The sequence below is a fragment of the Bacillus sp. T3 genome (genome assembly GCF_033449965.1).
In the GTDB taxonomy this organism is placed as follows: Bacteria; Bacillota; Bacilli; order Bacillales; family Cytobacillaceae; genus Bacillus_BU.
In genome coordinates this window covers 2,074,307-2,099,741 of the sequence record NZ_CP137761.1, presented here as the reverse complement: position 1 = coordinate 2,099,741, position 25,435 = coordinate 2,074,307, and the positions used below count along the sequence as shown (strand labels likewise).

The window sequence follows — 25,435 nt, the reverse complement described above, 5'->3', positions numbered from 1 at the left end:
TCTCCCCTTCATCATTGTGATCCATTTTTAATTTTTGAAATGAATAATAAGCTTTTTCCAAAAAACTTCGTTGAATTTGTCAGTTGATTTCCGCACCTTCCGCTCCAATCAACCGATTGTTTAATAATCAACAATGTTCTTTCACTTGGCTTTACAAAAAGATGTTCATTTTTTAAAAGAGGTAAATTTCCCAAATCCTTACAACCATCTCCTTTAAGCAGAAAGAGGTAAGGGATCAAAATCCCTTACCTCTGCCCAGGCGAACGGCTTCGACACTATGTGCTCCCTCGCGGTTATCCGCGTTTCGCCAGTTACACATAGCCTTTTGATTTTTTCTAGTTTAACAAATATTCAGCTAATTAGCAACATTAAATATGATTTTTTTATATTGCAATGGTTCAGATGCCCCTTATCTTTCATTCATTATTTGTTAATAGATTCTTTACAGGACATAAACAAATTGCTTGTATAAAATTAACATTTCATTGCTATAGTATTGAGTAGCGGGGATAGCATGCGTGGCTATCATGGTATACGGCGTAGGCGGAGCCGATACTGATTGGATGGATTCATCATAATAGAATGTTCTAATCGCGATTGATAAAATCTTTTTTATGATCCTCTACATATTGTTTAAATGAAATGGGCGGTCGTTTCAAAAGCATTTCTGCTGTATTTGTAATGATTTGTGCAGTCCCCAATTTGGTCATGAAATACAGCATCGTCATCACATTGGCAAAATCCTTTGGAGTACCACGTTTGATGATCGTCCTTCGAAACTCAAAGGTTCCAGGATTGATATAGGTTATCTTACGTCCAAGTACTTCACTCATGATCGAAGCAGCTTCATAATACGAGATCGCTTCATTCCCGGTTAGCGTATAAGCCTGGTCGAGATGACCTTTCTCTGTAAGACAAATCGCAGCCACATCCGCAATATCTCTTGTATCAATGAAGCTCGTTTTTGCAGAACCGACTGGCATATATAATTCATTTCTTTGTATAACATCTTCGCGGTGAGTTGTATTGATGTTTTGCATAAAAAAACTGGGTCTTAAAAATGTATAATGAAATCCTAGTTCACGAATATACGTCTCAATTTTCCAGTGCGGAACGATTGGATTTTTTTCTACTCCTAATAAGGAGACAAATACAATATGCTCTACACCCATCCTTTTTGCCTGTTCCAAAAATGGTAGCATATCCTCTTTCGGCGAAGCCAGCTTTGGAGGGCGGACCAAAAATATCTTTGTAACTCCTTGCAATGCATTTTGATATGTATCTTTTCTTAAAAAATCAAAATAGACCGGATTAATATTTTTTCCAACAAAAAATGTTTTGCCTTTTTCTATGTTTGTCACTCCAGCCTTTACTTCCACACCTTTTGCTATCAAATTCTCTATCACATACCGTCCAATATTTCCTGTTGAACCTGTGACCAATACAGTAGACATTCGTCCCCCTCCTAAGATAATGAAGCATCCATTTTCTTTAAATACATGATAAACAACTCTTTTTCTTCTTGGTCAAAGCTCTGTAACGATTCTTCTATAATGGAATCACTAATTTGTTCAAGAATTGGAATCAACCCTCTCGCTTTTTCAGTCAAAACAATAACAGATGCCCTTCTGTCATGTGGATGAGATTCCTTAACTATCATTCCTTTATCAGCGAGTCTCTTTAAAATCCCTGAAATGGTTGGCTTATCAAAGTCTAATTTTGCTGCAAGTTCAACTGCTGTTCTCCTTATAAGGGTCGTATGCTGCTTCTCCTCTAGGTCTAGACATTTAAGAACACTCCATTGAGCAGTAGTTAAGTCATATTGTAGTAATTTTGTTGATAGTGTGTATTTTAAATCCTTTGAAACCTTCATTAATAAATAACCGATATTATCCATGTTCTCCTCCTGTATAGTTAGCGCACTAACTATATAGTTAGTTTACTACCTATTTTTTCAGTAGTAAAGTATTATTTTATAAATATAGGCTGTGTTAAATTTGTCTGTTGATTTCCGTTCCAGGTGCTCCAATCAACATTGTTTTCAAAAATCAACATCGTTCTTTAACACAGCCTAATATAAAAGCGGTTGGCCTCAGAACAGATGATGGTCAACCGCTTTTTGTTTTGTAAATTTCATTTCAAAAATAATATCTTTTGCACCGATCTTATCGTAATTCCAAATTCAACCAATTTAATATCATCATTTGTTGTTGCTCTTTAGTTAATTTAAAAAACATGACAAAGCTCCTTTCAGTTGCTTCATCATCGATTGTATTTTTCTATTTCTACTTTTCTATATAAAGAAGGATCGTTATTTATTAAGTAGACTTAAAAACGCTGATTCATTAATAATCTTAATTGGGAAACCCTTCTCAATTAGTTCATTCGCCTTCACTTCTTTAGTACTAATACCAGAAGGCCCCACGAGTGATTTATCCTGCTTTCCAACGATGAGAAAGTTTGTCTTTCTGCTGACCCCACTTTTTATTATACCACCGACATCGACTACCTTTTGCATCGCTTCTTTTCTATCTATGCTCAGCAAATCCCCAGTAAAAACAATTTGTTGTTCAAAAAATGGATGTTGGTCATCAAACTCCTTAATCGAAGCAGTAATCTCATGTATATCAATTTTCGAAAACTTCTTCTGTTGTTTTCTTTTATAAAAGGTAGTCTGATGTCTTAACTCTGAAAAAAGACGAACAGAAATAAATTCCCCGTGCATTTCAAGATATGAATGAATCGATTCTTTCTCCTTCAACTCAACACATTTAATCACCAATTCTGCACATGCTCTTGCATCAGATAATGCATTATGATGGTTGTCGAGCTGGATTCCGAACCATTTTGTTCGAGCTTTCAAAGAGCCGCTAATCCCTATATCACGACAGGCGAGTGTGCTGATTGGAATACTACATGTATAATGAAACTTCGGAATTTCTAGTGAATATTCTACTAAACAACTCTTTAGCACACTCATATCAAATTGTGCATTATGAGCAATGACCAGCGAATCATGGAAGTAATGCTGAATTTCATTCCATATTTCATTAAAACGATAAGCGTCTTTTACATCTTCGATTGTAAGGCCATGAACTTTAGACATCCTATCATCCATGACAAGTGTCGGAGGTTGGATGAGATAGTACTTCTCATCAACTATTTTGTTTCCTTTAACGAATACCATCCCCAACGAGCAGGCACTGCTTAAATCATTATTGGCAATTTCGAAATCAATTGCGATAAAATCCATCGTTTCCACACCTCAACCCTTTGAAAAACGAAATATATTTGTTTCTATAACTATACCAATTCGTTTCAATACTGAAAAGGAAAGTTACGAATCTCGTATTTACTTAAATATTCCAAAATCCTAGCAGATAAATACATGTTTTATTTTCATGCTTCCAAATGTCACAATCTGTTAAGAATTGTGTCTGTTTTTATTAGAAGTTTCTTATAAAATATCATTAAATACACTGTGTAATCTAAGCCTTTTTGCTGAAAAAAATAAACACAGAGGGGGCTTTTTTTGGATTCCAAGTTTAACTTCTTTGTCGATAATACTGTTTTATATCGGAGTCTTTTTTATGCTTCTATATTAACCATCCCCATTTTAAATTTCTGGTTTGATTCCTTTAATTCAATGTTCGTGCTAATTGCAATTTTTTTAGGAGTTGGCTACTACTCTAAACCAAGATGGTTTCACCTTCTTTTTACTTTTATTTTAGTAGAATTAAGGACCATCAGCACGGGTGAACTTGATAGCAACTTGACCTTTATCATACGATTGATTGTTTACTTTACCGTTACCTTTCTTGCCGTTGAATTTACCAAACAATTTCACATTCAAAAAAATAATAAAACAGAATTAATAATGACGATTTCGAAATTATTGGATTCCAGGGATTCGTATACGGCAAACCATTCTGAAAATGTTGCAAAGTACTCGATGATGATTGCAAATGAATTGGGTTTATCTAAAACTTCTTGCAGAGCCCTATATATTGGGGGGCTTTTACATGACACAGGAAAAATCGGTGTTCCAGGAGATGATTTTGACAAAACCTACTAAATTGAACAATGAAGAATATGAGATTATCAAACAACATCCGAGCATCGGTTACGAATCATTAAAACATCTTTCTTTGATCCAAAATTTAGGGGTATTAGATATGATTCATTATCATCATGAACGATATGATGGAAATGGTTATCCTAAAGGTTTAAAAGGCAATGAAATACCTGTGTCGGCTAGAATCATGGCGATAGCTGATTCCTTTGATGCAATGACGTCAAAACGGGTTTATAATGATGCCAATACAATAGAGTTTGCCATCCATGAAATAGAAAAGAACAAAGGACTACAATTTGACCCACAAATTGCCGATGCATTTATGAACCTTCTTAAAAGAGGAGGCATCAAGCTAGAAAAAAATGAACAAGCAGATACGAACGAAGAATCGGTCATTTAGACACATAAATCGTCTATGTGACCTTTTTATTATTTTTTTGAATCTTTCTCAGGTCTTTGATCGTCTTAATAAGTAAGAGTAAGAGTTTAAAAGAAAGGAATAGCTAACTTGAAACTGAAACGGATTAGAAGCACATTCATCACGTTACTCCTCGCACTAGTTGGAATCATTCTATACCTTCGCTTTCTGTCAATTCCAGTTGGTAATGAGAATGCGCCAATGCCTGACTCACTTCACCCAGTCGTCGAGGAACGAACGGATCAACTCATAGAGAAAGCAGCTGCAAAAGGAATTACCGTCATCATTACCGATGATTTTCGAAGCGCTGCCGATCAGAATAAATTATACGAACAAGGCCGTTCAACAGAAGGAACAATTGTTACAAATGCTAAAGGAGGAGAGTCGTACCATAATTTCGGTCTAGCGATCGATTTTGCGCTCAAGCTACCAACAGGAGATGTTATTTGGGATCGCCAATATGACGGAAACGGGAATGCGACTTCAGATTGGACAGAGGTTGTAACAATTGCGAAAGAGCTTGGATTTGAATGGGGTGGCGATTGGGTAAATTTTAAAGATTACCCCCACTTGCAAATGGATTTTGGATTAACCATTAATGATTTACAAAGTGGGAAAAGACCTCCTGATCAATTGCTTACGGTTGATACTGTAAACGAATAGCGGGACCTATAAAATCACATAACAGAAAAGGAAGCAGCACCTTCCCCTGCTTCCTTGCTTAATGGTATGTTTGAATTTTCTACAGCCATTCTGCCGCAATGGGGTTGTTTTCTGCAAGTTCGTAAGCAGCATTCGTAATCGCTTTAGCAAGCGTATCCCCCGTTGCGCAAATTTGATTGAAACAAACCTCTGTATCTCCATTTTGCGTATAAGTAAAACCCAATTCTTTCAGTCGTTCGACAATGATCATCGCGTGGTCAAGGTTTTGCTCTGGTTGAAACTCAGAATCATGAATAATCATATCTTTTTCAAAGTCATACCATTTGTCCCAACTATTTAATTTCCAGCCTAATATTCTACGAGCAATGATATCAATTTTGTTCATTCCAGTTGGCCCCTTTAATTCTGTATGTTTTATCATTTTACCATTTTCATTGAGTGGTTTCTAACAAAATCACCTTTCAAAGCTGGAGTAAATATCGAAGCATTAGAACTGAGCAGTTGCACGTCTAATCTCCTGCTCAAGTTCATTAGAGAAATACATAATTTGATCATTCGTCCATGTTAAGGTATGCGCCATGTAAGAAATCACTCTATCCATATAACGATATACTACCGCAATATCAAACAATAAATCTCCAGGTTCTACGAAGTAAGAAGTCAACAGGTGTTACAATCATCTCATTTTCAATCGCGTAAACTAATTTGCTAAATAAAACGATTGGCAAGTTAAAGCGATTTGCTTCTTCGCCTCTTTGTTCCACAATTTTATATAATTCCAGGACGTTAGAGCCATACCTTGATGCCAAATGAACCGCCTCCGTTTTTGTTAATCCCAATGTCATCCCAATTTTGACTTGAGATTGGATGAATTCAGGAAATCTTTCCGAACCGCCAACATCCCCACCAGAAATAGGAATAGTTCTCGTTTCGCATTTACGAAACACTGTTTGATGAGATAGCGCAAGTTTTTTGACAACAGTATCGACCACCCATTCCGCCATTTTGCGATAACCCGTTAACTTTCCACCAGCAATGGTTATTAACCCTGAATCAGAAATCCAAATTTCATCCTTCCGCGAGATTTCTGAAGGATCCTTTCCTTCTTCATAAATGAGTGGTCTTAATCCTGCCCAACTTGACTCTATATCCTCTGCCGTCACCTTCACATCAGGGAACATGTAGTTAATCGCATCAAGAATATAGGTGCACTCACTTTCCGTCATTCCGGGTGCGTTATCTTCTCATCAAAGAAGGTATCAGTCGTACCAACATAGGCCTTATTGTCTCGCGGAATCGCAAACATCATTCTTCCATCCAGGTGTATCAAAATACACGGCTTGCTGTAACGGGAATTTCGTTTGATTGATTACGACATGTGATCCTTTCGACCATTTTAATCTTTTGCCAGTTATTGAATGATCTTTTTCCCGAATAAAATCAACCCATGGCCCAGTCGCATTCACGACCACTTTAGCTGTGATCGTAAAGTTTGTTCCATTTAATTCATTGGAGATAATGGCACCAGCGACTTTTCCATTTTCATAATGCAATGCCTCTGCTTTTGCATAATTTAGAGCTACTGCTCCTTTTTCAACCGCTGCTTTCATGACTTCAATGGTAAGCCGTGCATCATCCGTCCGATACTCCACATAAACAGCCCCACCCATTAAACCTTGTTTTCTCAATAATGGCTCACGTTTAAGGGTTTCATTGGCATCTAGCATCTTTCTTCGTTCCTTCTTTTTCACACCTGCTAAAAAGTCATAGGCCAAGATTCCAATGGAGGTAGTGAACATCCCAAAGGTACCACCCCTGTAAATGGGGAGAAGCATCCATTCTGGCTTTGTCACGTGAGGGCCATTTTCAAATACCACCGCTCGCTCTTTCCCCACTTCAGCGACCAACTTGACTTCGAATTGCTTTAAATATCGTAAACCTCCATGAACTAGCTTTGTTGATCGACTAGATGTTCCAGCCGCAAAATCATGCATCTCGACAAGAGCTACCTTCAAACCACGTGCTGCTGCATCTAACGCAATGCCTGCACCAGTGATCCCTCCACCTATAACCAACAGATCAAATCGTTCGTTTTTTAAAATATCGATGTGCGTTTCTCTGTCAAGAGTAGTAAATTTCATGTCTACCTCCTATATATAAAAGAGACCAAAAACACACTGACGCTATATGCGAAAATGTATTTTTGGTCTCTCTGAATTTAACTAGTCACTTAAAACGTATTAACTTATATTTAAGATAAAGTTGATACGTTTTTAGAAAACAGTACGGTTTTGTTAATATATATTCTATTTGAACACCATTGTTGCTTGGACCGCTTTTTTCCAGCCAGTATAGAGCAACTCCCTTTTTTCTTGGTTCATTGTTGGTACAAAGGAATGCTCAATTGCCCATTGTTTCGCAATGTCTTCCTGACTTCCCCAATAGCCAACTGCTAATCCAGCTAAATAAGCTGCGCCAAGTGCAGTTGTCTCGTTGACCGTCGGGCGTTGTACAGGAACATTTAAAATTCCGCTTTGAAAGTCCATTAAAAAGTGATTTTTCACGGCACCACCATCGACCCTTAGCGTCTTAAGTTCAATTCCTGAATCTGCCTCCATAGCAGATAAGACATCCTTTGTTTGATAAGCAAGTGATTCTAAAGTTGCCCGAACAAAATGCTCCTTTGATGTTCCGCGCGTGAGTCCAAACACTGCACCTCGAACTTCACTATCCCAATAAGGTGTACCGAGACCAACGAAAGCAGGCACAACATAAACTCCATCGGTAGATTCAACCTTCGTTGCATAATTCTCGCTTTCCTTAGCATCTTTCAGCATTCTCAAGCCATCGCGAAGCCACTGGATGGCTGAACCTGGCAACAAAAATACTTCCCTCTAATGCATATTCGACTTTCCCGTTTAAGCCCCAGGCGATCGTGGTTAATAACCCATGCTCTGAACGAACAGCCTTTTCACCTGTATTCATTAACATAAAGCAGCCTGTGCCGTAGGTATTTTTCGCCATACCAGGCTCAAAGCATGCTTGACCGAATAAGGCGGCCTGTTGGTCACCAGCCGCACCTGCAATCGGGATTTCTTGACTAAAAAAATGGGACTTGTCGGTATACGCATAAATTTCGGATGAAGGACGGACTTCTGGAAGCATAGAGGCTGGAATATTCATAATTTCAAGCAGTTCTTCATCCCATTTCAAATCATGTATATTATAAATTAACGTTCTAGATGCATTCGAATAATCAGTTACATGCGCTTTTCCACCAGATAAGTTCCAAATTAACCACGTATCAATTGTCCCAAATAGTAATTTTCCTGCTTCTACTTGTTCTCGTGCACCTTCGACGTGATCGAGAATCCACTTTACCTTTGTCGCGGAGAAGTAAGCGTCTATTAACAACCCTGTCTTTCCTCGGAATAAATCATTGTAACCGTTTCCCTTTAACTCATCACAAATTTCACTTGTTTGACGTGATTGCCAAACGATTGCATTATAAACTGGGATTTCCGGTTTCTTTATCCCAGACAACAGTTGTTTCACGTTGATTGGTTATCCCAATCCCGGCTACCTGTTCAGGTTTAATATTGGATTCTGATAAACATGCGGCTATTACGGCTAGAATGGAGCCCCAGATTTCACTTGCGTTATGCTCAACCCAACCTGGTTTTGGAAAAATTTGTGTGAACTCCTTCTGTGCAATATGAACGATTTCGCCCTTTTTATTGAATAAAATTGCTCGAGAGCTTGTTGTACCTTGGTCTAGTGACAAAATATATTGTTCCATTGTTGTTCCCCCAATTTATCCATTCATCCATTTATTATATATATTACGATTCAAATGGTCTATTTCCACAAATAAAAGCCCATGAAAAAACAGTAGTCATAAATAGGATAAAGACACACCAGGTCTTTTCATTCTGAACAACTACTGCTTTTCATGAGCATATTTTGATGTTTTTGATTGTATGAATTTCTAATAATCTCTTTGAATAGTCTTATTATGACAAGGCTTGTCAGGAACTTCCATGAATTTGTCAGAAAATCTAACAAAGTTTATATAGCCAAATAAATTTACACTACCATAAGTCCAATTCCACCCGAAGGTCCAAGCACAATGATTAGGTCAAATTTCTCTTTTTTCTCGCAATCTACATAAATACTCTTGAAACATTCATAAATTTTTGTTATATTTACAATCAATTAAATATTTTCTTACTTCAATACCTTTTGAAGTGAGCATAGAGGCGCAAAGACCATTAGTAAGCAATTTGAGGATAATGAGATCCTATGATAATTGCAGAAAGGGGAATTTGCCGAAGCAGTTGGAACCTCATTTTTCCATTTGCTGGGTCTGTTATTGAATAAATACAGAACTGTCATATAGGGGGTACCTATATGGAGGGCTATCTCACGCATAGGAACTCATTTTTAAATTTGTTTCTACTGCAGCAGCGATCCCTCGTTGCTGCTTTTTTGCGTTGATTTTTGTTAGGCCTATCCACCTCAAATTACGAAAAAAATTAATTAAAGGGTGAGAATAATGAATTTTGGCCAGGTTTTAACTGCGATGGTAACACCATTTGATCAAAATGGAGAAATTGATTTTAATGCAACGAGAACACTTGTTAATCATTTAATTGCAAACGGTACGGATGGAATTGTTGTAGCTGGGACAACTGGAGAATCTCCTACGTTGACTTCAGATGAAAAAGTAGCACTTTTTCAATTTGTCGTCGAAATTGTTGATGGAAGAGTTCCTGTTATTGCTGGAACGGGCTCCAACAACACTCGAGCTTCGATCATTTTAACTCGACTTGCTGAAGAGGCTGGTGTTGATGGAATCATGCTTGTCACACCTTATTACAACAAGCCATCACAGGAAGGCATGTATCAGCATTTTAAAGTGATTGCAGAAGCAACTTCCTTGCCAGTCATGCTTTATAATATTCCCGGACGAAGTGTCGTCAATCTTTCTGCCGAGACTGTTGTTCGACTTTCAAAAATAAACAATATTGTTGCAATAAAAGAAGCTAGTGGGAATTTAGATGCGATTGCGGAAATCATTCGTGAAACACCTAGTGATTTTAGTGTATATAGTGGTGACGACGGCTTAACCATCCCTATTCTAGCCATTGGCGGAGCGGGTGTTGTCTCTGTTGCCTCTCATATTATTGGAAATGAAATGCAAGACATGGTGACTAGCTTTAAGAACGGACAGTTAGAGGAAGCAAGTATTTCACACCGTTGCCTTCTTCCGATCATGAAAGCATTATTTGCTGCTCCAAATCCATCACCAGTTAAAGCCGCTTTAAATATGAAAGGAATTCATGTTGGTGGCGTTCGTTTACCATTGCTACCATTAAATGATGAAGAAACAAACACATTACGTGCTGTTCTACTTGGCAGTCAAATTGAAGTGTTAAATTAAGCTAGAATGATATTTTGGCTTTGTAGAAGCTCATTCTAATTTGCACAGAACAAATAATAAATTGGACATACTAAAATAGTTTATTTCCTGTTTCAATTTATTTCCGGGGTAAGCGCAAAATTTGCTAAACTTATGCAAATTAAGGAGAGATTCGACCTTAACAAATGTCGAATCTCTCCTTTTTAATGTGAAAGATTACTATTTTTGTCAAAGTAAATTAGAATTTGTTGATAGAAACTTAACCTCATGGTAAGATAAATTAGAAATTTTCAAAAACTTCATATGCTTAATGGTGCTAAATGTTAATGATTTAGCTTAAAAGGGAAGTCGGTGCAAATCCGGCACGTTCCCGCCACTGTAATGAGGAGTCTGATTACAAAATTAGATCCACTGTCAATCATTGATGGGAAGGATGTAATAAGACGATGATCCTAAGCCAGGAGACCTGCCATGAAGCGTGTAACTGTTTCAACCTACGAGGATGGGTGTGCAGATCAAGTAGATTTGGTTTTTTTACCTTTTGTTATTTACTGTTCTTTTAGCACTTCTTTCAACTCGAAAGAAGTGCTTTTTATTTGCCAGCCATTTCTCCTCACCACTTATGCTTTGCAATTTTAGAAGTTTGAAAGGAGAAATTATGTATAAGATTAACTGGAAAATCATTTATTTTGTTTTTTTCATTTGGATTGTTCCAAATAAAGCCGCTGCTATGCATATTATGGAGGGCTTCTTACCGATAGAATGGGCAATATTTTGGTGGGTTATCACCCTTCCCTTCCTCATAATAGGCTACCGATCGATACAGGCCAAAGTAAAGGCAAATCCCGAAACGAAAATGATGCTTGGTCTTTCTGGTGCTTTTGTCTTCGTCTTGTCCGCCCTTAAATTGCCTTCTGTGTCGGGAAGTTCTTCCCATCCGACAGGAGTCGGTTTAGGAACTATTTTATTTGGACCACTTGCCATGAGCGTGATTGGCTCGATTGTACTCTTGTTTCAAGCGCTATTGCTAGCCCATGGAGGTCTAACAACATTAGGGGCAAATGCGTTCGCGATGGCTGTTTGTGGACCCATTATTTCCTTTTTTATTTTTAAAGCTGCGACAAGATTAGGATGGTCCTTATCAGTAGCTGTTTTCTTAGCTGCATCGTTGGGCGATTTAGGTACATATTTGGTCACATCCTTCCAGCTGGCATTGGCATTTCCATCAGAAGTAGGTGGAGTCATTGCATCCTTTACAAAATTTGCTGCAATTTTTGCTTTTACGCAAATACCGTTAGCGATCAGTGAAGGACTCCTCACTGTTGTCGTTATGAATTTTTTGAAAAAATATAATCTGCAAGAGTTAAAATTTCTTGGCGTTATATCCAAGGAGGTTCGATAAATGAAGAGAAGTATACTCCTCCTCTCACTCGTTATCATTCTAGTAATGGTTCCATTACTAACGATCAAAGAAACAGATTTTGGCGGAGCAGACAGCAAAGCCAAAGCAGCCATTTCTGAAATTCAACCAAACTATAAAGCTTGGTTTACAAACATTTGGGAGCCCCCAGGCAGGGAAACAGAAAGCTTGCTTTTTGCACTTCAAGCAGCGATTGGTGCAGGCTTTATCGGGTATTTCATTGGATCCATGCATCAGAAAAAGAAGCAATCCAATAGTCCAGAAAAAGAGGATCAGACATCAGATGCTGCTCATTGATAAGTATGCTTATATTAACCGTCTTAAACAGGTTCATCCGCTTGAAAAAACGATCCTGTCACTCTCCCTTTTATTGTTTTCATTACTTGTTAGGGATATATTGGTGGCTCTCATTACGTTTATCGTGATGAGTTCATTAATTATTTTTGCTGCGAAAATCCCCGTCTTCTATTATGCTAAATTACTTATTCTACCTGGGGTATTTTTACTAAGTAGTGTTTTCACGATACTAATTCATTTTACAAAAGGAAATGTATTTCCAACAGATATTTGCTGGTCATCGCCAATAGGAGATTGGCAAATATTTATTAGTGAAGAAAGTTTTTGGACATCGGTAAAACTAGTTGTTGTTGTTTTAAGTGGGATTAGCAGTTTATATTTCTTGACGTTGACTACCCCCATCACGGATTTGTTAATGGTTCTACGCAAGCTGAAATTACCCATTCTTTTGATTGAATTGATCGAATTGACCTATCGTTATGTTTTTATTTTTATCGAAACAGCTCTCGATATTTATCAATCACAAAATGCAAGGTTAGGTTATAGCACCATTCGTAGAGGAATCCATTCCTTTGGTTATCTTATATCTGTTTTATTTGTTAGTGTATTTCAGCGCTCCAAGCAGTTAACGATGGCGATGGATGCAAGAGGCTATCAGGAACATATCCCTTCTTATGAAAATACGTACCATTTATCCCCAATCAATTGGTGTATCATCATCGGGATTCAAGTTAGCGTGTTATTCATTTATCTAAATAGTTGGAGGCTTCTGTAGGATGACAGATCATATTTTTGAAATCGATTGCCTAACCCATCAATATCCCGATGGAAAAAGAGCATTAAACAATCTTAATCTCAACATCAAATTAGGTAAAAAAATTGCTTTACTCGGTAATAATGGTGCTGGAAAATCAACTTTATTTCTTCATTTAAACGGATTGTTACAGCCTTCTTCAGGTCGGATTAGCTATAAAGGTCTGCCAATGCGCTATGACCGCAAGTCCTTATTGTCGTTACGGAGACAGGTGGGAATCGTTTTCCAAAACCCAGATATTCAGTTATTTTCAGCTAATGTTAGGCAGGATATTTCATTCGGTCCAATTAACTTAGGATTTCCACTGACTGAGGTCCATGAAAAAGTGAATTGGGCGATGAAGCAAACAGATGTTTTAGATCTTGAAGATAAACCTACACATTTCCTAAGTTTAGGGCAAAAAAAGCGCGTTGCCATTGCTGGAATTTTGGCAATGGATCCCGATGTTTGGATCCTTGACGAGCCTACAGCTGGCCTAGATTCATACTATTCTCGACAAATCGTAGCCCTGTTAGATTCACTTCATCAGCCTGAAAAAACAATTATCCTTTCAACACACGATGTAAATCTTGCCTACGAGTGGGCAGATGAAATCATAATCATGAATGACGGAAACATCATTTACCAAGGCGACCCGGTAAACATTTTTCACCAAGAACACCTTTTGCTACAGGCATATTTGGAAAAACCATGGGTGTTTGAAACATTTCAATCAATGATTGAAGCGGGTTTGGCCGATCATACACATACCGTCCCACGGAATAAGGAAGAATTATTTCAGAGAATGGAGTGCAAACCAATCCCTTATTAAAATAATGGTATAAAAAAACCGATGACGATTTGATCGTTATCGGTTTTAACTATTTAAGGTTATTCGTATTTGTAAGAACTAATGAGCATGAGTATGGTGTTGATGTTTAAAAAATCCATGATAATCAGGGTGTTGAGTTTGCTGGTAAAATCCTAATATCAACTCAGCAAGTCCCACTGCAAACATTGTCGGCTGTAGGAAGCTTTCCCCACCGATCCAATATACCTCCGCTGTAATCCAGATAATCATCGCAACCCCAAGAATCATCGTTGCTAACCCGGCATATCGATGGTTTCTAAAGGATAAAAATGCGCCAACAAGACTAGCCACTCCGTTAATAGAGAATAAGACAATTCCTGGAATCATAAAGTCTTCAAATGGTGTATTTTCAAGAAGATTCAACGACAAACCAATACTTTCACCATCAGGCTGCACCATCAACATCATTCCACAACCGACTGCGCCTAATCCAATAATCGCCAACAAAGCACCAGGTTCCGTAGGATAACATTTTTTCTTTGTTCATGCTTCCCATCTTCCTTCATTATAATTAGAAGCAAGTCTAATTGTGTAGTATTTCTCACCCTTATTTTACACCTATTTTGGAAAAAAATCTCGTTAATGTAAGAAGAAAATACAGCAAAGAAAATTGTTTGTACTTGCTCCTACAATCCTATTTGTTTTGCTTGATCAGATCCGTCAGTTCAGATAATGCATCTTCAAAATCAATCACTACCGTTCCGTCCTCGGGAATTTCATCCAAGCAGGATTTAAATTCAGCTATTTTTTCTGCTAGCACCACTAGATTTGAATTGGAACTTAGCTTATTTGCGTTCTTTTGTTTAGTGAATCCAGAGAACTCCTTATCCTCCTCTAATTCATCAACTAAGCCCCAAAACTCCTGTAAAGCCGCCTCTAATTTTTGCGTTGATTTGTGTAGATTTTGTAATTTTGTTATTGTATCGCTCATTTTTCCCATCCTTTTCAAAGTGAATCTACTATGTGTTATTTCCTTGCTTTGCTCACTTTCAGCTTCTTCCCTTTGATTGTTGAATTCTCCATGGCTTGTAAGACTAATGAACCCTTTCCATTAAGAATATCCACATAAGACAAATTATCTTGAATCGTAATAATTCCTATATCATCTACACTTACACCTGGAATCTTCGTAATGGTTCCGACAAAATCAACGGCGCGAATTTTCTTCTTTTTCCCTCCGTTGAAATGGAGTTTCATAATATCTTGATTGATTCGTGCGGTTTTATTATTTCTCACAGCGCGTCTCCCGCTGAGTTTTTCTTCAAACGCCTTTTTGCACCTTTCAACCTCTTCCTGAGTAGGAGGAGCCATCACCGGGATCTCAAATCCAATGTATCTTTCAATTCCTCTAAGAAACTTTCCTTCATATGGAGTCACGAACATAATTGCTTTTCCTTTATTACCAGCTCGACCAGTTCTTCCTGTGCGGTGAACATAGCTCTCTTTTTCCATTGGAACATCATAATTTATGATAAGTGACACATTATCAATATCAATTCCTCGTGCTGCTACATCGGTTGCTACCAAATAACGAAAATTGCCCATTTTGAAGCCATCCATAACCGCAAAGCGATCTTCTTGCTCCAAGCCTCCGTGGAGTCTTTCACAAGAATAATGAGCACTTTCTAATTCCTTAAATACTGACTCAACATTTTCTTTCGTCCTGCAAAAAATCATGCAGCTATCAGGATTTTCAACAACCGTAAGATCTTTAAGCAAAGAGATTTTGTTCTCGTCCTTCACTTCGATTACAGAATGATCAATCGTATCGGTTGTAATACCAGTTGCCTCTATTTCAATGCTAATTGGACTTTGCATATATCGATGGTATAGATTTTCAACATCTTTAGGTAAAGTAGCAGAAAACATCATCGTTACCCTATTTGATGGGAGCTCATTGATAATCGCTTCCACTTCATCAATAAATCCCATATTTAACATTTCGTCCGTTTCGTCGATAATAAGATACTTAATCGCATCTAAGACCAATGTACCTCTTTCAATATGGTCCATCACTCGACCAGGTGTCCCGACAACGACATGTGTTTTTTGTTTCAGTTCTTCCTTTTGTTTGGCAAATGGTTCTTTTCCATAGACAGCCAATGCTTTAATTCGTTTAAACCTTCCAATATTCGTGATATCCTCTCGAACCTGAACAGCTAGCTCACGTGTAGGGGTAAGGATTAATGCTTGCGGCTTTTTTTCCTCCCATTGGACTAACTCACAAATCGGAATAGCGAAGGCTGCTGTCTTGCCACTTCCTGTTTGCGATTTTACGACAAGATCTTGATTCTCCAATGCTTTCGGGATCACTTCTTTTTGAACCTCCGTTGGCGTATCGTATTTCAATACAGCTAACGCTCTTGTTATTTCCGCACTTAATCCATAATTCTCAAAGCTTGATTCATTCATGTATATACCTCTTTTTTTATATTATCCGACTTATATATGTTCTCACAGTGAATTATTCATATGCAAAATCTGATTAGATTCCATTATACATGAAAAGCTTTCGATAGCGATTTTTATCGAGAATATCTGACTTTTGATTTGTATAACCTAAATAGGATTTGGAGCAATAAAGAGGAGGTGTTTATTATGTTTGAATTAGAGCCGTTAGAATACGAAACAGGTACGCCGATTCGTGATTATGACATTATCCAAATATCACAAACAGCAGACGGGTTTGAAGTGATGCTTGATATAAATTTGGACAGCGGCTATTCATTAACAAGGACGACTTTAGAAATTACCCATGAAGATTTATCTGGTTATGAAACAAACGATATTGAAGAAGGCATTAAATACGCATTGGGATTTTTCAAGACTGAATAATTCAGCACACAAATAAGCTTGGGGGCTAAAGCACATTCTACCCCCAAGCTTTTTACATCTTTTTAAACAAACAATTGTTTTTGTTTTTCTGCCATTTGTTCAATTTGGACCTTGCGCTTTTTGCTTGACCAATTTATTATTCCAGTCCCGATCACATTAGCATCTTTTTCTTCACATATGTTTTTCATTTGCTTGATTGCTCGATTCCCACCCATCCAAGGATAGCGAAAAAATTGAGTCACATAGCATTCAACTTTTTTACCTCTAAGTGTATTCATGCCAGTAAGATATGCTGTTAAAATTGGCGATAATGCAAAACCTCTGACTGGTGCTCCGAAAATAATACCATCGTATTCAGAAACATCTGGTGTATTTTCTAGTTTAATTTTATTAATGTCTTGCTCTCGATCGTTTGCTGCGATTATTTTGACAATAGAAACTGAATGTCCTGTTGCAGAGAGCTCTTCTTTCAATCTTTGAGCCACAAAATAGGTATGATTGGTCTGAGAATGGATAATAACCCCAATCTTCATCTCTCTTCACCTTTCTCTTATTAGCCCTACTACCAAAACGTTCAAAGTAAATGCAAAGTTTATATGGGTTAAAAAGGTACAGTAGCTTTCATATTTTATTTTACATCAAGCTATATAGTAAATCTCGTTAGAAGTGATTATTTGGATAAGCTTGTTCCTTAATCCTGTTAATCTACTATCTATCAAGCAAACATACATGTCAGCAAGGAATAGATGATTTGAGCTTTAAACATGTCCAAATTTCATCCTTTTTCCAGATTAATTGGATATCCTATAACCAATAAGCTTAACAATCGGAGGTTTAAGTGATGAAAAAACCTATTCAATTATTATTTATTGCCATACTTTTCGCTTTTGTTTTCAATGTTGGTAGCCATTATGTCTTTGCAGATGATGATGATGTGTACGAATATAAAGAAGACTTCAGAGAAAATAATGAGAAAGAGGGAGCACTAGAGGAAATCGGTAAAACTGTTGGTTGGGGAACCGCCATCGCAATGGGGACAGCCGGTGTTATTTTTCCATTAAGAAGATCCACGAAAAGGTTAATTACCACTGTACCAAGTTTGAAGGAAATGATTATTTCAATCTCAAAATTTTTAGGTAAATATCATGTATTAATCGGAAGTTTTGCATTGCTGTTAGGAATTTCACATGGTATTTCGATGCTACTTACAGAAGCCGAGTTTGAACTAAATACGTTCACCGGAATCGGTTCGGTTGTCATTCTACTCACTGCTGCACTATTTGGTACAGTCCTAAACAAAAACAAAAAATCAAAAAACGCTCGGAAATCACATCTATTTTTAATTACTATTTCAATTCTGTTGGGTGTATTCCATATTTTATTGGCTTAAACATTTCATGTGACATCAAGTCACCAATGGAACGGTCTGCATACTTTATCAAAAGGAAGTAATTTTCCCTTATTTTCAATTTCAAAAGGGGATATTTAAGTATGCAGACCGAAACAAAATTAGTCCTTCTACTAAAGGAGATCGACGAAAACATAATGATGTTTGAACAAAGGAGGAAGCGCCATAAAAATAAAGCGATACTCCTTAAAACAACTTCAATCGTCGGTTCTGCTCTTGTCACTGTTTTATTAGGTTTAAAAAGTATTCAGAACAACCTTATTTCCGATTTCGCTCTTATGTTATCTGCCTTTATTACTATTTTTAATGGAATTGAGGGTTTCTACAATCACAGAAGCTTATGGATAAAGGATGTCAAAACGTTAACAAGTTTGCAGGAGCTAAAAAGGGATCTTAATTTTTATATTGCTGGCATGCCTGAGGAAAAGATCTCAATTCAGACTCTTGTCCGCTATAAAGATCGACTTCAAAGTATTTGCAATGACGATGTCAAAACATGGTCTAAAATAAAGGAAGAACAAAATTTAACAGATTCAGAGGAAAAAGGACGATAATGTTCGGATTGTTTTTCGAGGCAAAGAGGCTTTAAGCAATTTTATTAACATACTGGTATCAATAACAGTAGGATGTTCAGGTGCCACGGGCCAAACCTTAATAGTTTGACTCAGGCACTTGAATCCTCACCTTTATTTAGTCGATGTCCTTACGCGAGATCGCTCCTGGTACCTTTTCGAGCCATTCTTTATCAATAAGGATTCGAGTGAGCTTCTCAGCAAACGCACCTGCCTTACTAATCAAGGAAGAATAGGTTGCAAGTAAATCATGTTTCATGACAGACCCAAGTGCAAATCCATATTGTGAGATTAATGATCCAATCAAACCCGCCAAATGACTAACCATAATCCGATCAGAAAAGACTCTAGTATTTGAATCGGTCATCTCTGATGTATAGGTAGGTGGAATCGGTAAACCATCCTTTGTCAATAGCTCATACAAGGAATGATATTGATTTTTAGCTAGTGTGCCGCCAGATAAAAATAGCTCCGTCATATTCTTTTCTTCTGACATTTGCGCAAAACCAATACAAATGGTCTCAATCATAATCAAAAGTTCAATGACCACATATAGATTGGCAATCTCCATACTATTCATCGGCCGAGTATCTCCTAACCATCCATCAAGATAACTGGATTTGTGAATTTTTTCGTTACTCTTAGGAGCTGGAAGGGTAGGTGTTCGCCAATATATACCTTTATTCAACATGAGGTCATTTACTTTTCCATTTAATTGAACTGCATCTTCTAAGCATTCAGATAGATAGTTCCTAACATCTTCCCTAGTAGAGAAACCCAATGCGCGAGTATGGAATTCAAGTCCAAGCTGCGAACCTATCAACATATATGTTAACAAAAAACGGTCAGTAAAAAGAGTTGGTGCGTTTTTATTGATATCAGTTTCCGAAAACCCAATTGGCAAGGGATATCCTTCTTTGGAAAGTAGTTTTTCCCTTCCTACGAGTAGCTTATCAGCAATTTCTAAAGCATTGGCGTAGATATTTTTTACATCATTATCCTTCGCTTGTTCATGAAAAGTGATTAAAAACCATCTTGACAATTCATTTATTGAAAATCCGGTCCAGAGATAACCAAGTTCAGAAGATGTTAAAGAAATGGAATCAGAATTACTCAAACATGCTCCCTCCTTTTTTTATTTTTAGATACGGTCGTAACAAATAACTAGCGACCTTTAATGGATCGATCGTTTTTGTATTAAATATTTTTTCACCCCAATAGCCTTCCAAGCCATGAATGATTCTATCTAACCCTTTATTATTCAACAGCTCCATCATTCTTCTTAAAACAAGTGAATTCTCATAGCTTTCGCGCAGTGGTTTCATTAATTCCTCATATTTTCCCAACCCACATAAGTCATAGGCTGCATACACCCCACTTAGAAGTGCTGCATATTGGCCAAAACCCATGAACGGCATCATGCTACCGAAGCAATTTCCCACATAAAAGGTATTTCCGATTCGGGCAGAATGGCAGATTCCAATTGGATAGCCGGTCACTTGAAACTGATCGGTCACCTTCATTGTTTGCTTTAAATCAGAACTTACTTTTTTGAAAAACAGATTCCATTGGTTTTCGATATTTACTTTATTATTTTTAGGTAAATCCGGAATAGCCACCGAAATTGATGCTTCCTTTTCTGAAAATGGAATAAGGAATCCGTAGCCATATGGCGCTAAATCATAGTCAACCCATGCCATGACCGTATATTGATCGAAACTCCCTTCAATTGTTGCCCCTTTAATAGAAACGGTCAAATCCTCTCGAAAATTTCTAGTTTTCTTTGCGTAATCGCCATCACCAGTTGCCATTACCACATGGGTATATTCTTTTAGTAATTGTTCATAGGTTTTCTCAGAGTTGTAATGAATCGTCGACATAGTCTGGCTTTCTAATTGTGCTTCAAATGAATTCTCTTCTCGACCGCGAATATTAGTAAATCCCAATTGGGCCTCAATAGTTGTTTTTTCATTTTTTGAAGAAAGAATCATTTTTTGAATGTTAGCTGATGGTTTAAGGTTAATCCCATACTTTTCTGACATAAATGCAATACAGTCATGAGTAGGAAGATTAAAAATCGATAACAGCACCTCGCCATTTACAAATCTATCCCCCACTTTACTTCGTTTTTCGAAGATTGTAGGGGTAACTCCATTCTGTTCTAGGGTAATGGCACATGCGAGTCCAGATAATCCTGCACCCATAATGGCAATATCCACTCGAAACCATCTCCTAATCTTTTTGTACAATAGAAGCATTCCCATATCCAACGTGATAAATGTACTTTTTCCATTTATTTGGAATCACATTCCCTTTGGTAAAAGCATAAACCAATTTTTAGGTAATTTTCTTACATGAATTGTGGCATGATAAATTTCGAGGAGGGAAATTATGAAGCGAGTAATTAGTGCATGAAACGAAAATGAGAATTCTCGTTTTTGATTCTTCCACTTTAGGTTGCTAAACGTAGACAAAATAAAATTACTATTTTACAAAAAGAATTTTTATGCAAGGTATTGAATAAATAAGCAACAAAGATTACAATAAGGAATATCAAAAAACAAATTACTAGAATGATTGTATGATCATCCATGTAAAATAGGAGGTTTTTTTCACAATGAAACAAAAATTTATGATGATGTTTGCCCTATTATTATCTTTGACTTTTATCCTAGCTGCATGCGGTTCAGCTGATAAAAAAGACGAAGCTACAGGTGGTTCTGATACTAAGAAAACGCTTCGTGTTGTAACAGCTGCAGAGTATGCCCCATTTGAATATATGGACAAAGGCGAAATCGTTGGGTTTGATGTTGATTTAATCAATGCTGTCGCAAAAGAAGCTGGATATGAAGTTCAAATGGATAACGTAGGTTGGGATCCAATTTTCGTTGAAATTAAAGGAAAAAGAGCAGATTTAGCTGCTTCAGCAATTACAATTAATGATGATCGTAAGCAAACCTATGATTTCACTGTTCCATATTTCCTATCAACAAATATGATTATGGTAAAAGAAGGTAGCGATATTAAAACAGCTGCAGACCTTAAAGATAAAAAAGTTGCTGTTCAAAACGGTACAACTGGACAAGATGCAGTTGAGGGTATATTAGGAACAAATAGTGAGAACGTGAAAAAGTTTGAAAACATCCCATTAGCGATTATGGAATTAAAAAATGGTGGTGTTGATGCCGTTGTTGCGGATAACACAGTCGTTGAGGAATATGTGAAAAACAATCCAAATGACAAACTTGTCGTAATTGAAGATGAAAATACATTCGCGGCTGAATTCTATGGCTTATTATTACCAAAAGGCAGTGAGCTAAAAACTGATTTAGATAAAGCACTTAACACAGTTCTTGATAATGGCACATATTCAAAAATCTACAAAGAGTGGTTTGGTGTTGAGCCAAAAATTGAAAAGCTAAAAGAACAACAATAATATTATTAGAAAGGATGCCGTTCAAAATGAATCGGCATCCTTTTTTACTTTCTTAAGTGCCCTATTCGTTTGCGGTCCTCTTTCGGACAATCGTACGGGTTGTTGTTCTCGGTGTGTCCGTTTGCGGCCTGCTTGCGGACATTTCTTCGTATCGCAGTTCTTACTTTGTCCGTTTGATCCTTGCTTGCGGACACTACTTCGTGTTGCGGTTCTCATTTTGTCCGTATGCACCCTTCTTGCGGACATTTCTTCGTGTTGCGGTTCTCATTTTGTCCTTTTGCGGCCTTCTTGCGGACACTTCCAAATAGTGCATTCCTCAGTTTGTCCGAATGAGACTCTCTTACGGACGTTTCCACGAATCGCAAATATCCACTGCGGTTAAATTCCCCATATGTACAAAAGCAACCTATATCCCCTGCTCAACCCACAGTTTGCAAAACAAATCCGAGCCATAGCTGTAACGTACGAAAAAACCTCTCCAAATCGGAGAGGTTTACTCTTTTCAATAGATTAAGCTGCTTTTTCGGTATTGTTTTGGATACGATTTTCAGATGTTTTTTGTACATGAGCAATCGCACCCGTTACCACTATCGCAACAATAACTGGTATTAGCCAGCCTAACCCTTCATTGTATAACGGCAATGACTTCTCATAGAATGAAACAATAGGCTTCATCCAGCCGAAATATTCCAAACCAAACAACGCACAGAAGGTTTTTAATCCATCAATAATACTGATTAAGAAGGTAACCCCGATAGCCGCTACATAAACCATTCGAGCGTGGTTAAAGAACTTCGAAACGAAGGTTAAGAGCATTAATGCTACAGCTAATGGATATAAAAACATTAAAACAGGAATTGAGTAATTAATAATGTTTGCTAAACCAAAATTCGCAATTCCAAATGATAGCGTTGAGAAGAAAATAACCCACACTTTGTAACTAACTTTCGGAAATAACGTATTGAAGTATTCCCCACAGGCAGTGATTAGCCCAATACTAGTTGTTAAACAAGCAAGGATGATAATAATAGAAAGCATAACTGTTCCAGCTGTACCAAAGTAATAGGACGCTGATTTCCCAAGGATTTGTCCGCCAGTTTCTAAAAGACCGAATTGATTAATGCTAGTAGCCCCTAAATAAGCAACACCAACATAGATTAGACCAAGAAATCCGGTTGCCACTATCCCTGATTTAGCCGATGCCATCAAAACGCCACGAGTTGAAGTGACACCCATTGCACGGATCGCGTTAATGACAATGATTCCGAACACAAGTGAAGCTAAAGCATCCATTGTATTATAGCCTTCCATGAAGCCTTTGACGAACGAGCCGTTTGCATAAGAGGCTTGAGGAGCTTCGATTGAGCCTAACGGTTTGACGAATACCATAACTAATAAAACAGCTAAAAGAATTAAGATACCTGGAGATAATATTTTACCAACATTATCCACGATTTTAGCAGGATTTAATGAAAACCAAAGTGTGACAACGAAAAATAACAATGTAAACACGATTAGACCAGCTTGTCCAAAGCTTTCACCAACAAATGGAGCAATACCGATATCGTATGCCACTGCTCCTGTTCTTGGTGCTGCAAAAAATGGTCCAATTGTTAAATACAATACGGCAGTGAAAACAACTCCATAAATTGGATGAACTCGGCTTGCAAGCTCTTGTAAGTTTTTACTTCCTGAAACACCCATTGCTAAAATCCCTAAGAATGGTAAACCAATTCCAGTGATGAGAAATCCTAAAACGGCCATCCATACATTCGTACCTGCACTTTGACCAAGTGAAGCCGGGAAAATTAAATTTCCTGCGCCAAAAAATAATGCAAACAACATAACTCCAACAACAAAATACTTTGAAAATGGTAATTTATTATCCATAAGGTAACCCCCATTGATGTCCAATATGATTATGCAATGCAATTCAATTCGACAAGATTTGATATATTACGATAATATTACTATGACTGTGATCAAAATACAATATTATTTTAAAGATTTTTTCGACAATTACAAATAAATGAAAAGCTGATAAAACTCAATTATACCCATAATAAAAAAAGGTAAACGGTACCAACACTCTTCAAGCTGGACCATTTACCTTATTGAAATCTTTTTATTTTACTGAACGTTATTATTATTTTAAAATATCTTATTGTTTGATTTGCTTTAAATCAGTGATACACTCCTGCACAAGGGTAACTGCTTGACTCATTGCTGCACCACCGCCAAATGCGACCGTTACACCAAGCGTTTCTAATATTTCTTCCTCGGTTGCCCCCTGATCCAAACACCCTTTTGTATGATATATTATGCAAAATTCATCCTGTGAAAACACGCTAATTCCCAATGCAATCAATTGTTTTTCTTTTTGTGACAGGACCCCGTCCTTAAAGCATGCCGCAGTGAAATCATTATACTTTTCTGCAATTTCCGGCATTTTTTGTGTAAATGTTCCTAGTCCAAGCTTATATTCATGCAAAGCGGCTTCAGTATCATTTCGTGGAAATAACTCATCCAAATTAAACATCTCCATTCTGTCATAATCCTTCGTTAGTATGAAGATTATTGGAGATTTTATTCCAAGCAATCACTGGAGAAATAGTTAAGAGGCTGGGAAACGCTTCAGCCTCTTTTGCTTTCATAGAGATCGTTTGTTGGTTGATATAAAATTATTGCTGCCTGGGACGTTTTCATTCTGCCGTTTCTTCTTCTTTTCAACTGCAAACCGCTTCTTCTCTGTACTTTCAATTTGAGTTATTTGCCCATCATGAACAATAATAGAAACGGAACCATACTCAATATTGCTTAATAACGCTACTATATGATTTAATTTTTCTTTATCTAATGCTAATGTTTCCATACTGCTTACCTCCACCTTTACCCTAATATCGAATAGGAAAACTTGGTTTTAATATTAATAAATAGTTTTCTCTAAAAAGTTATTTCTCCATCCAGTCATTTAGACCATAAATTTATATACAATGTGGACTATACTTACTAATCGGTAACAACATGCTAAGGAACCTCCAGGAATCATAATTACCCAATTAAAAAAGAAGAACTCTCGATGGTAAAGAAAATTACCTTTGTTATCGAGAGCCTCTGGTCGTCCAGTCAGCTAATATTCTGAATATTTATCTTATTTAAATAATAGCCAAATTAATCCTATGTGTCAAGTTGGTTTTTTGTTTATTTTACAAATTTAGGATATAG

Annotated in this window: 26 protein-coding genes, 2 pseudogenes and 3 riboswitches; of the genes and pseudogenes, 12 read left to right on the top strand and 16 right to left on the bottom strand. The window is 37.2% G+C overall.

The features are described from left to right. Nucleotides 1-246 precede the first annotated feature (246 nt). Nucleotides 247-325: riboswitch (ZMP/ZTP riboswitch) on the bottom strand. Between the two features lie 262 nt (nucleotides 326-587). The 3 genes from RGF10_RS10910 to RGF10_RS10900 form a co-directional block, all read right to left on the bottom strand. Continuing rightward, complete coding sequence (locus RGF10_RS10910) at nucleotides 588-1,454, bottom strand: SDR family oxidoreductase (protein ID WP_318509032.1); 867 nt, start codon at nucleotides 1,452-1,454, stop codon at nucleotides 588-590. A gap of 11 nt (nucleotides 1,455-1,465) precedes the next feature. After that, complete coding sequence (locus RGF10_RS10905; RefSeq protein ID WP_318509031.1) at nucleotides 1,466-1,897, bottom strand: MarR family winged helix-turn-helix transcriptional regulator; 432 nt, start codon at nucleotides 1,895-1,897, stop codon at nucleotides 1,466-1,468. Between the two features lie 414 nt (nucleotides 1,898-2,311). Beyond that, nucleotides 2,312-3,253, bottom strand: a complete 942-nt coding sequence (locus tag RGF10_RS10900) for an exonuclease domain-containing protein (RefSeq protein ID WP_318509030.1) — start codon at nucleotides 3,251-3,253, stop codon at nucleotides 2,312-2,314. Between the two features lie 279 nt (nucleotides 3,254-3,532). On the opposite strand from RGF10_RS10900, the gene RGF10_RS10895 reads away from it, so the two are divergent. The 3 genes from RGF10_RS10895 to RGF10_RS10885 all read left to right on the top strand — a co-directional run bounded on the left by RGF10_RS10895 (nucleotide 3,533) and on the right by RGF10_RS10885 (nucleotide 5,156). Then, nucleotides 3,533-4,075, top strand: a complete 543-nt coding sequence (locus RGF10_RS10895) for an HD-GYP domain-containing protein (RefSeq protein WP_318509029.1) — start codon at nucleotides 3,533-3,535, stop codon at nucleotides 4,073-4,075. Continuing rightward, nucleotides 4,059-4,475, top strand: a complete 417-nt coding sequence (locus tag RGF10_RS10890; RefSeq protein ID WP_318509028.1) for an HD-GYP domain-containing protein — start codon at nucleotides 4,059-4,061, stop codon at nucleotides 4,473-4,475. Before RGF10_RS10895 ends, RGF10_RS10890 begins: the two co-directional genes overlap by 17 nt. A 108-nt stretch (nucleotides 4,476-4,583) precedes the next feature. Continuing rightward, the gene (locus RGF10_RS10885; protein WP_412176699.1) at nucleotides 4,584-5,156 is read left to right on the top strand and encodes a M15 family metallopeptidase; all 573 of its coding nucleotides are present in this window, start codon (nucleotides 4,584-4,586) and stop codon (nucleotides 5,154-5,156) included. 79 nt (nucleotides 5,157-5,235) lie between these two features. Here the strand turns inward: RGF10_RS10885 and RGF10_RS10880 are convergent, their stop codons facing one another. The 3 genes and pseudogenes from RGF10_RS10880 to glpK form a co-directional block, all read right to left on the bottom strand. Continuing rightward, nucleotides 5,236-5,541, bottom strand: a complete 306-nt coding sequence (locus tag RGF10_RS10880; protein WP_318509027.1) for a BC1872 family protein — start codon at nucleotides 5,539-5,541, stop codon at nucleotides 5,236-5,238. Nucleotides 5,542-5,643: 102 nt separating this feature from the next. Next, nucleotides 5,644-7,297 (bottom strand): annotated as a pseudogene (locus RGF10_RS10875) (glycerol-3-phosphate dehydrogenase/oxidase). 165 nt (nucleotides 7,298-7,462) lie between these two features. Continuing rightward, nucleotides 7,463-8,955 (bottom strand): annotated as a pseudogene (glpK, locus tag RGF10_RS10870) (glycerol kinase GlpK). 447 nt (nucleotides 8,956-9,402) lie between these two features. Next, nucleotides 9,403-9,585: riboswitch (Lysine riboswitch) on the top strand. Between the two features lie 126 nt (nucleotides 9,586-9,711). On the opposite strand from glpK, the gene dapA reads away from it, so the two are divergent. The 5 genes from dapA to RGF10_RS10845 all read left to right on the top strand — a co-directional run bounded on the left by dapA (nucleotide 9,712) and on the right by RGF10_RS10845 (nucleotide 13,920). Then, nucleotides 9,712-10,599: a 4-hydroxy-tetrahydrodipicolinate synthase gene (dapA, locus tag RGF10_RS10865; RefSeq protein ID WP_318509026.1), complete on the top strand. Its 888-nt coding sequence runs from the start codon at nucleotides 9,712-9,714 to the stop codon at nucleotides 10,597-10,599. Between the two features lie 273 nt (nucleotides 10,600-10,872). Then, a riboswitch (cobalamin riboswitch) is annotated at nucleotides 10,873-11,067 on the top strand. A gap of 169 nt (nucleotides 11,068-11,236) precedes the next feature. Continuing rightward, nucleotides 11,237-11,980, top strand: coding sequence for an energy-coupling factor ABC transporter permease (locus tag RGF10_RS10860; RefSeq protein ID WP_318509025.1), 744 nt, complete (start codon nucleotides 11,237-11,239; stop codon nucleotides 11,978-11,980). After that, complete coding sequence (locus RGF10_RS10855; protein ID WP_318509024.1) at nucleotides 11,981-12,295, top strand: energy-coupling factor ABC transporter substrate-binding protein; 315 nt, start codon at nucleotides 11,981-11,983, stop codon at nucleotides 12,293-12,295. Next, nucleotides 12,282-13,070, top strand: coding sequence for a cobalt ECF transporter T component CbiQ (gene cbiQ / locus RGF10_RS10850; protein ID WP_318509023.1), 789 nt, complete (start codon nucleotides 12,282-12,284; stop codon nucleotides 13,068-13,070). Before RGF10_RS10855 ends, cbiQ begins: the two co-directional genes overlap by 14 nt. A 1-nt stretch (nucleotide 13,071) precedes the next feature. Continuing rightward, a complete protein-coding gene (locus tag RGF10_RS10845; protein ID WP_318509022.1) occupies nucleotides 13,072-13,920 on the top strand; it encodes an energy-coupling factor ABC transporter ATP-binding protein in 849 nt (282 codons plus the stop codon). 78 nt (nucleotides 13,921-13,998) lie between these two features. Here the strand turns inward: RGF10_RS10845 and RGF10_RS10840 are convergent, their stop codons facing one another. The 3 genes from RGF10_RS10840 to RGF10_RS10830 form a co-directional block, all read right to left on the bottom strand. Then, entirely contained in the window at nucleotides 13,999-14,403 is a 405-nt protein-coding gene (locus RGF10_RS10840) for a hypothetical protein (protein ID WP_318509021.1), read from the bottom strand. 190 nt (nucleotides 14,404-14,593) lie between these two features. Next, on the bottom strand, nucleotides 14,594-14,890 hold the full coding sequence (locus tag RGF10_RS10835; protein ID WP_318509020.1) for a hypothetical protein: 297 nt from the start codon (nucleotides 14,888-14,890) through the stop codon (nucleotides 14,594-14,596). A 35-nt stretch (nucleotides 14,891-14,925) separates the two neighbouring features. Further along, entirely contained in the window at nucleotides 14,926-16,371 is a 1,446-nt protein-coding gene (locus tag RGF10_RS10830) for a DEAD/DEAH box helicase (protein WP_318509019.1), read from the bottom strand. Nucleotides 16,372-16,557: 186 nt separating this feature from the next. Here RGF10_RS10830 and RGF10_RS10825 point away from each other — a divergent pair, with 186 nt between their 5' ends. Continuing rightward, a complete protein-coding gene (locus RGF10_RS10825) occupies nucleotides 16,558-16,794 on the top strand; it encodes a hypothetical protein (protein ID WP_318509018.1) in 237 nt (78 codons plus the stop codon). Between the two features lie 62 nt (nucleotides 16,795-16,856). On the opposite strand, the gene RGF10_RS10820 is transcribed toward RGF10_RS10825, so the two are convergent. Then, nucleotides 16,857-17,327 carry a flavodoxin family protein gene (locus RGF10_RS10820; protein WP_318509017.1) on the bottom strand — a complete coding sequence of 157 codons (471 nt, stop codon included), beginning with the start codon at nucleotides 17,325-17,327 and terminating at the stop codon, nucleotides 16,857-16,859. Nucleotides 17,328-17,635: 308 nt separating this feature from the next. Here RGF10_RS10820 and RGF10_RS10815 point away from each other — a divergent pair, with 308 nt between their 5' ends. Further along, nucleotides 17,636-18,184 (top strand): hypothetical protein, encoded by a 549-nt coding sequence (locus RGF10_RS10815; protein ID WP_318509016.1) that lies wholly within the window; start codon nucleotides 17,636-17,638, stop codon nucleotides 18,182-18,184. Between the two features lie 101 nt (nucleotides 18,185-18,285). Further along, nucleotides 18,286-18,756 carry a DUF4231 domain-containing protein gene (locus tag RGF10_RS10810; RefSeq protein WP_318509015.1) on the top strand — a complete coding sequence of 157 codons (471 nt, stop codon included), beginning with the start codon at nucleotides 18,286-18,288 and terminating at the stop codon, nucleotides 18,754-18,756. Nucleotides 18,757-18,892: 136 nt separating this feature from the next. On the opposite strand, the gene RGF10_RS10805 is transcribed toward RGF10_RS10810, so the two are convergent. Both RGF10_RS10805 and RGF10_RS10800 read right to left on the bottom strand, forming a co-directional pair. Then, complete coding sequence (locus RGF10_RS10805; RefSeq protein ID WP_318509014.1) at nucleotides 18,893-19,891, bottom strand: DUF3231 family protein; 999 nt, start codon at nucleotides 19,889-19,891, stop codon at nucleotides 18,893-18,895. After that, nucleotides 19,884-20,993, bottom strand: a complete 1,110-nt coding sequence (locus RGF10_RS10800) for an NAD(P)/FAD-dependent oxidoreductase (RefSeq protein ID WP_318509013.1) — start codon at nucleotides 20,991-20,993, stop codon at nucleotides 19,884-19,886. The genes RGF10_RS10805 and RGF10_RS10800 overlap by 8 nt, the downstream gene beginning before the upstream one ends. A 398-nt stretch (nucleotides 20,994-21,391) precedes the next feature. On the opposite strand from RGF10_RS10800, the gene RGF10_RS10795 reads away from it, so the two are divergent. Further along, nucleotides 21,392-22,210 carry a basic amino acid ABC transporter substrate-binding protein gene (locus RGF10_RS10795; protein WP_318509012.1) on the top strand — a complete coding sequence of 273 codons (819 nt, stop codon included), beginning with the start codon at nucleotides 21,392-21,394 and terminating at the stop codon, nucleotides 22,208-22,210. Between the two features lie 21 nt (nucleotides 22,211-22,231). Here RGF10_RS10795 and RGF10_RS10790 read toward each other — a convergent pair whose 3' ends face one another. From RGF10_RS10790 to RGF10_RS10775, 4 genes are all read right to left on the bottom strand, one after another. Then, nucleotides 22,232-22,426, bottom strand: a complete 195-nt coding sequence (locus RGF10_RS10790) for a hypothetical protein (RefSeq protein ID WP_318509011.1) — start codon at nucleotides 22,424-22,426, stop codon at nucleotides 22,232-22,234. Nucleotides 22,427-22,720: 294 nt separating this feature from the next. Then, complete coding sequence (brnQ, locus tag RGF10_RS10785; protein WP_318509010.1) at nucleotides 22,721-24,100, bottom strand: branched-chain amino acid transport system II carrier protein; 1,380 nt, start codon at nucleotides 24,098-24,100, stop codon at nucleotides 22,721-22,723. A 271-nt stretch (nucleotides 24,101-24,371) separates the two neighbouring features. Then, the gene (locus RGF10_RS10780) at nucleotides 24,372-24,755 is read right to left on the bottom strand and encodes a carboxymuconolactone decarboxylase family protein (RefSeq protein WP_318509009.1); all 384 of its coding nucleotides are present in this window, start codon (nucleotides 24,753-24,755) and stop codon (nucleotides 24,372-24,374) included. 105 nt (nucleotides 24,756-24,860) lie between these two features. Continuing rightward, nucleotides 24,861-25,082, bottom strand: coding sequence for a YezD family protein (locus RGF10_RS10775; protein WP_318509008.1), 222 nt, complete (start codon nucleotides 25,080-25,082; stop codon nucleotides 24,861-24,863). Between the last annotated feature and the right edge of the window lie 353 nt (nucleotides 25,083-25,435).

Coding starts and splice junctions, on each gene's coding strand:
- RGF10_RS10790 (WP_318509011.1), bottom strand. CDS start 22,426: ATGAGAACCGCAACACGAAGTAGTGTCCGCAAGCAAGGATCAAACGGA.
- RGF10_RS10810 (WP_318509015.1), top strand. CDS start 18,286: ATGCAGACCGAAACAAAATTAGTCCTTCTACTAAAGGAGATCGACGAA.
- dapA (WP_318509026.1), top strand. CDS start 9,712: ATGAATTTTGGCCAGGTTTTAACTGCGATGGTAACACCATTTGATCAA.
- RGF10_RS10775 (WP_318509008.1), bottom strand. CDS start 25,082: ATGGAAACATTAGCATTAGATAAAGAAAAATTAAATCATATAGTAGCG.
- RGF10_RS10795 (WP_318509012.1), top strand. CDS start 21,392: ATGAAACAAAAATTTATGATGATGTTTGCCCTATTATTATCTTTGACT.
- RGF10_RS10855 (WP_318509024.1), top strand. CDS start 11,981: ATGAAGAGAAGTATACTCCTCCTCTCACTCGTTATCATTCTAGTAATG.
- RGF10_RS10860 (WP_318509025.1), top strand. CDS start 11,237: ATGTATAAGATTAACTGGAAAATCATTTATTTTGTTTTTTTCATTTGG.
- RGF10_RS10900 (WP_318509030.1), bottom strand. CDS start 3,253: ATGGATTTTATCGCAATTGATTTCGAAATTGCCAATAATGATTTAAGC.
- RGF10_RS10780 (WP_318509009.1), bottom strand. CDS start 24,755: ATGGAGATGTTTAATTTGGATGAGTTATTTCCACGAAATGATACTGAA.
- brnQ (WP_318509010.1), bottom strand. CDS start 24,100: ATGGATAATAAATTACCATTTTCAAAGTATTTTGTTGTTGGAGTTATG.
- cbiQ (WP_318509023.1), top strand. CDS start 12,282: ATGCTGCTCATTGATAAGTATGCTTATATTAACCGTCTTAAACAGGTT.
- RGF10_RS10830 (WP_318509019.1), bottom strand. CDS start 16,371: ATGAATGAATCAAGCTTTGAGAATTATGGATTAAGTGCGGAAATAACA.
- RGF10_RS10815 (WP_318509016.1), top strand. CDS start 17,636: ATGAAAAAACCTATTCAATTATTATTTATTGCCATACTTTTCGCTTTT.
- RGF10_RS10910 (WP_318509032.1), bottom strand. CDS start 1,454: ATGTCTACTGTATTGGTCACAGGTTCAACAGGAAATATTGGACGGTAT.
- RGF10_RS10905 (WP_318509031.1), bottom strand. CDS start 1,897: ATGGATAATATCGGTTATTTATTAATGAAGGTTTCAAAGGATTTAAAA.
- RGF10_RS10820 (WP_318509017.1), bottom strand. CDS start 17,327: ATGAAGATTGGGGTTATTATCCATTCTCAGACCAATCATACCTATTTT.
- RGF10_RS10825 (WP_318509018.1), top strand. CDS start 16,558: ATGTTTGAATTAGAGCCGTTAGAATACGAAACAGGTACGCCGATTCGT.
- RGF10_RS10880 (WP_318509027.1), bottom strand. CDS start 5,541: ATGAACAAAATTGATATCATTGCTCGTAGAATATTAGGCTGGAAATTA.
- RGF10_RS10845 (WP_318509022.1), top strand. CDS start 13,072: ATGACAGATCATATTTTTGAAATCGATTGCCTAACCCATCAATATCCC.
- RGF10_RS10835 (WP_318509020.1), bottom strand. CDS start 14,890: ATGAGCGATACAATAACAAAATTACAAAATCTACACAAATCAACGCAA.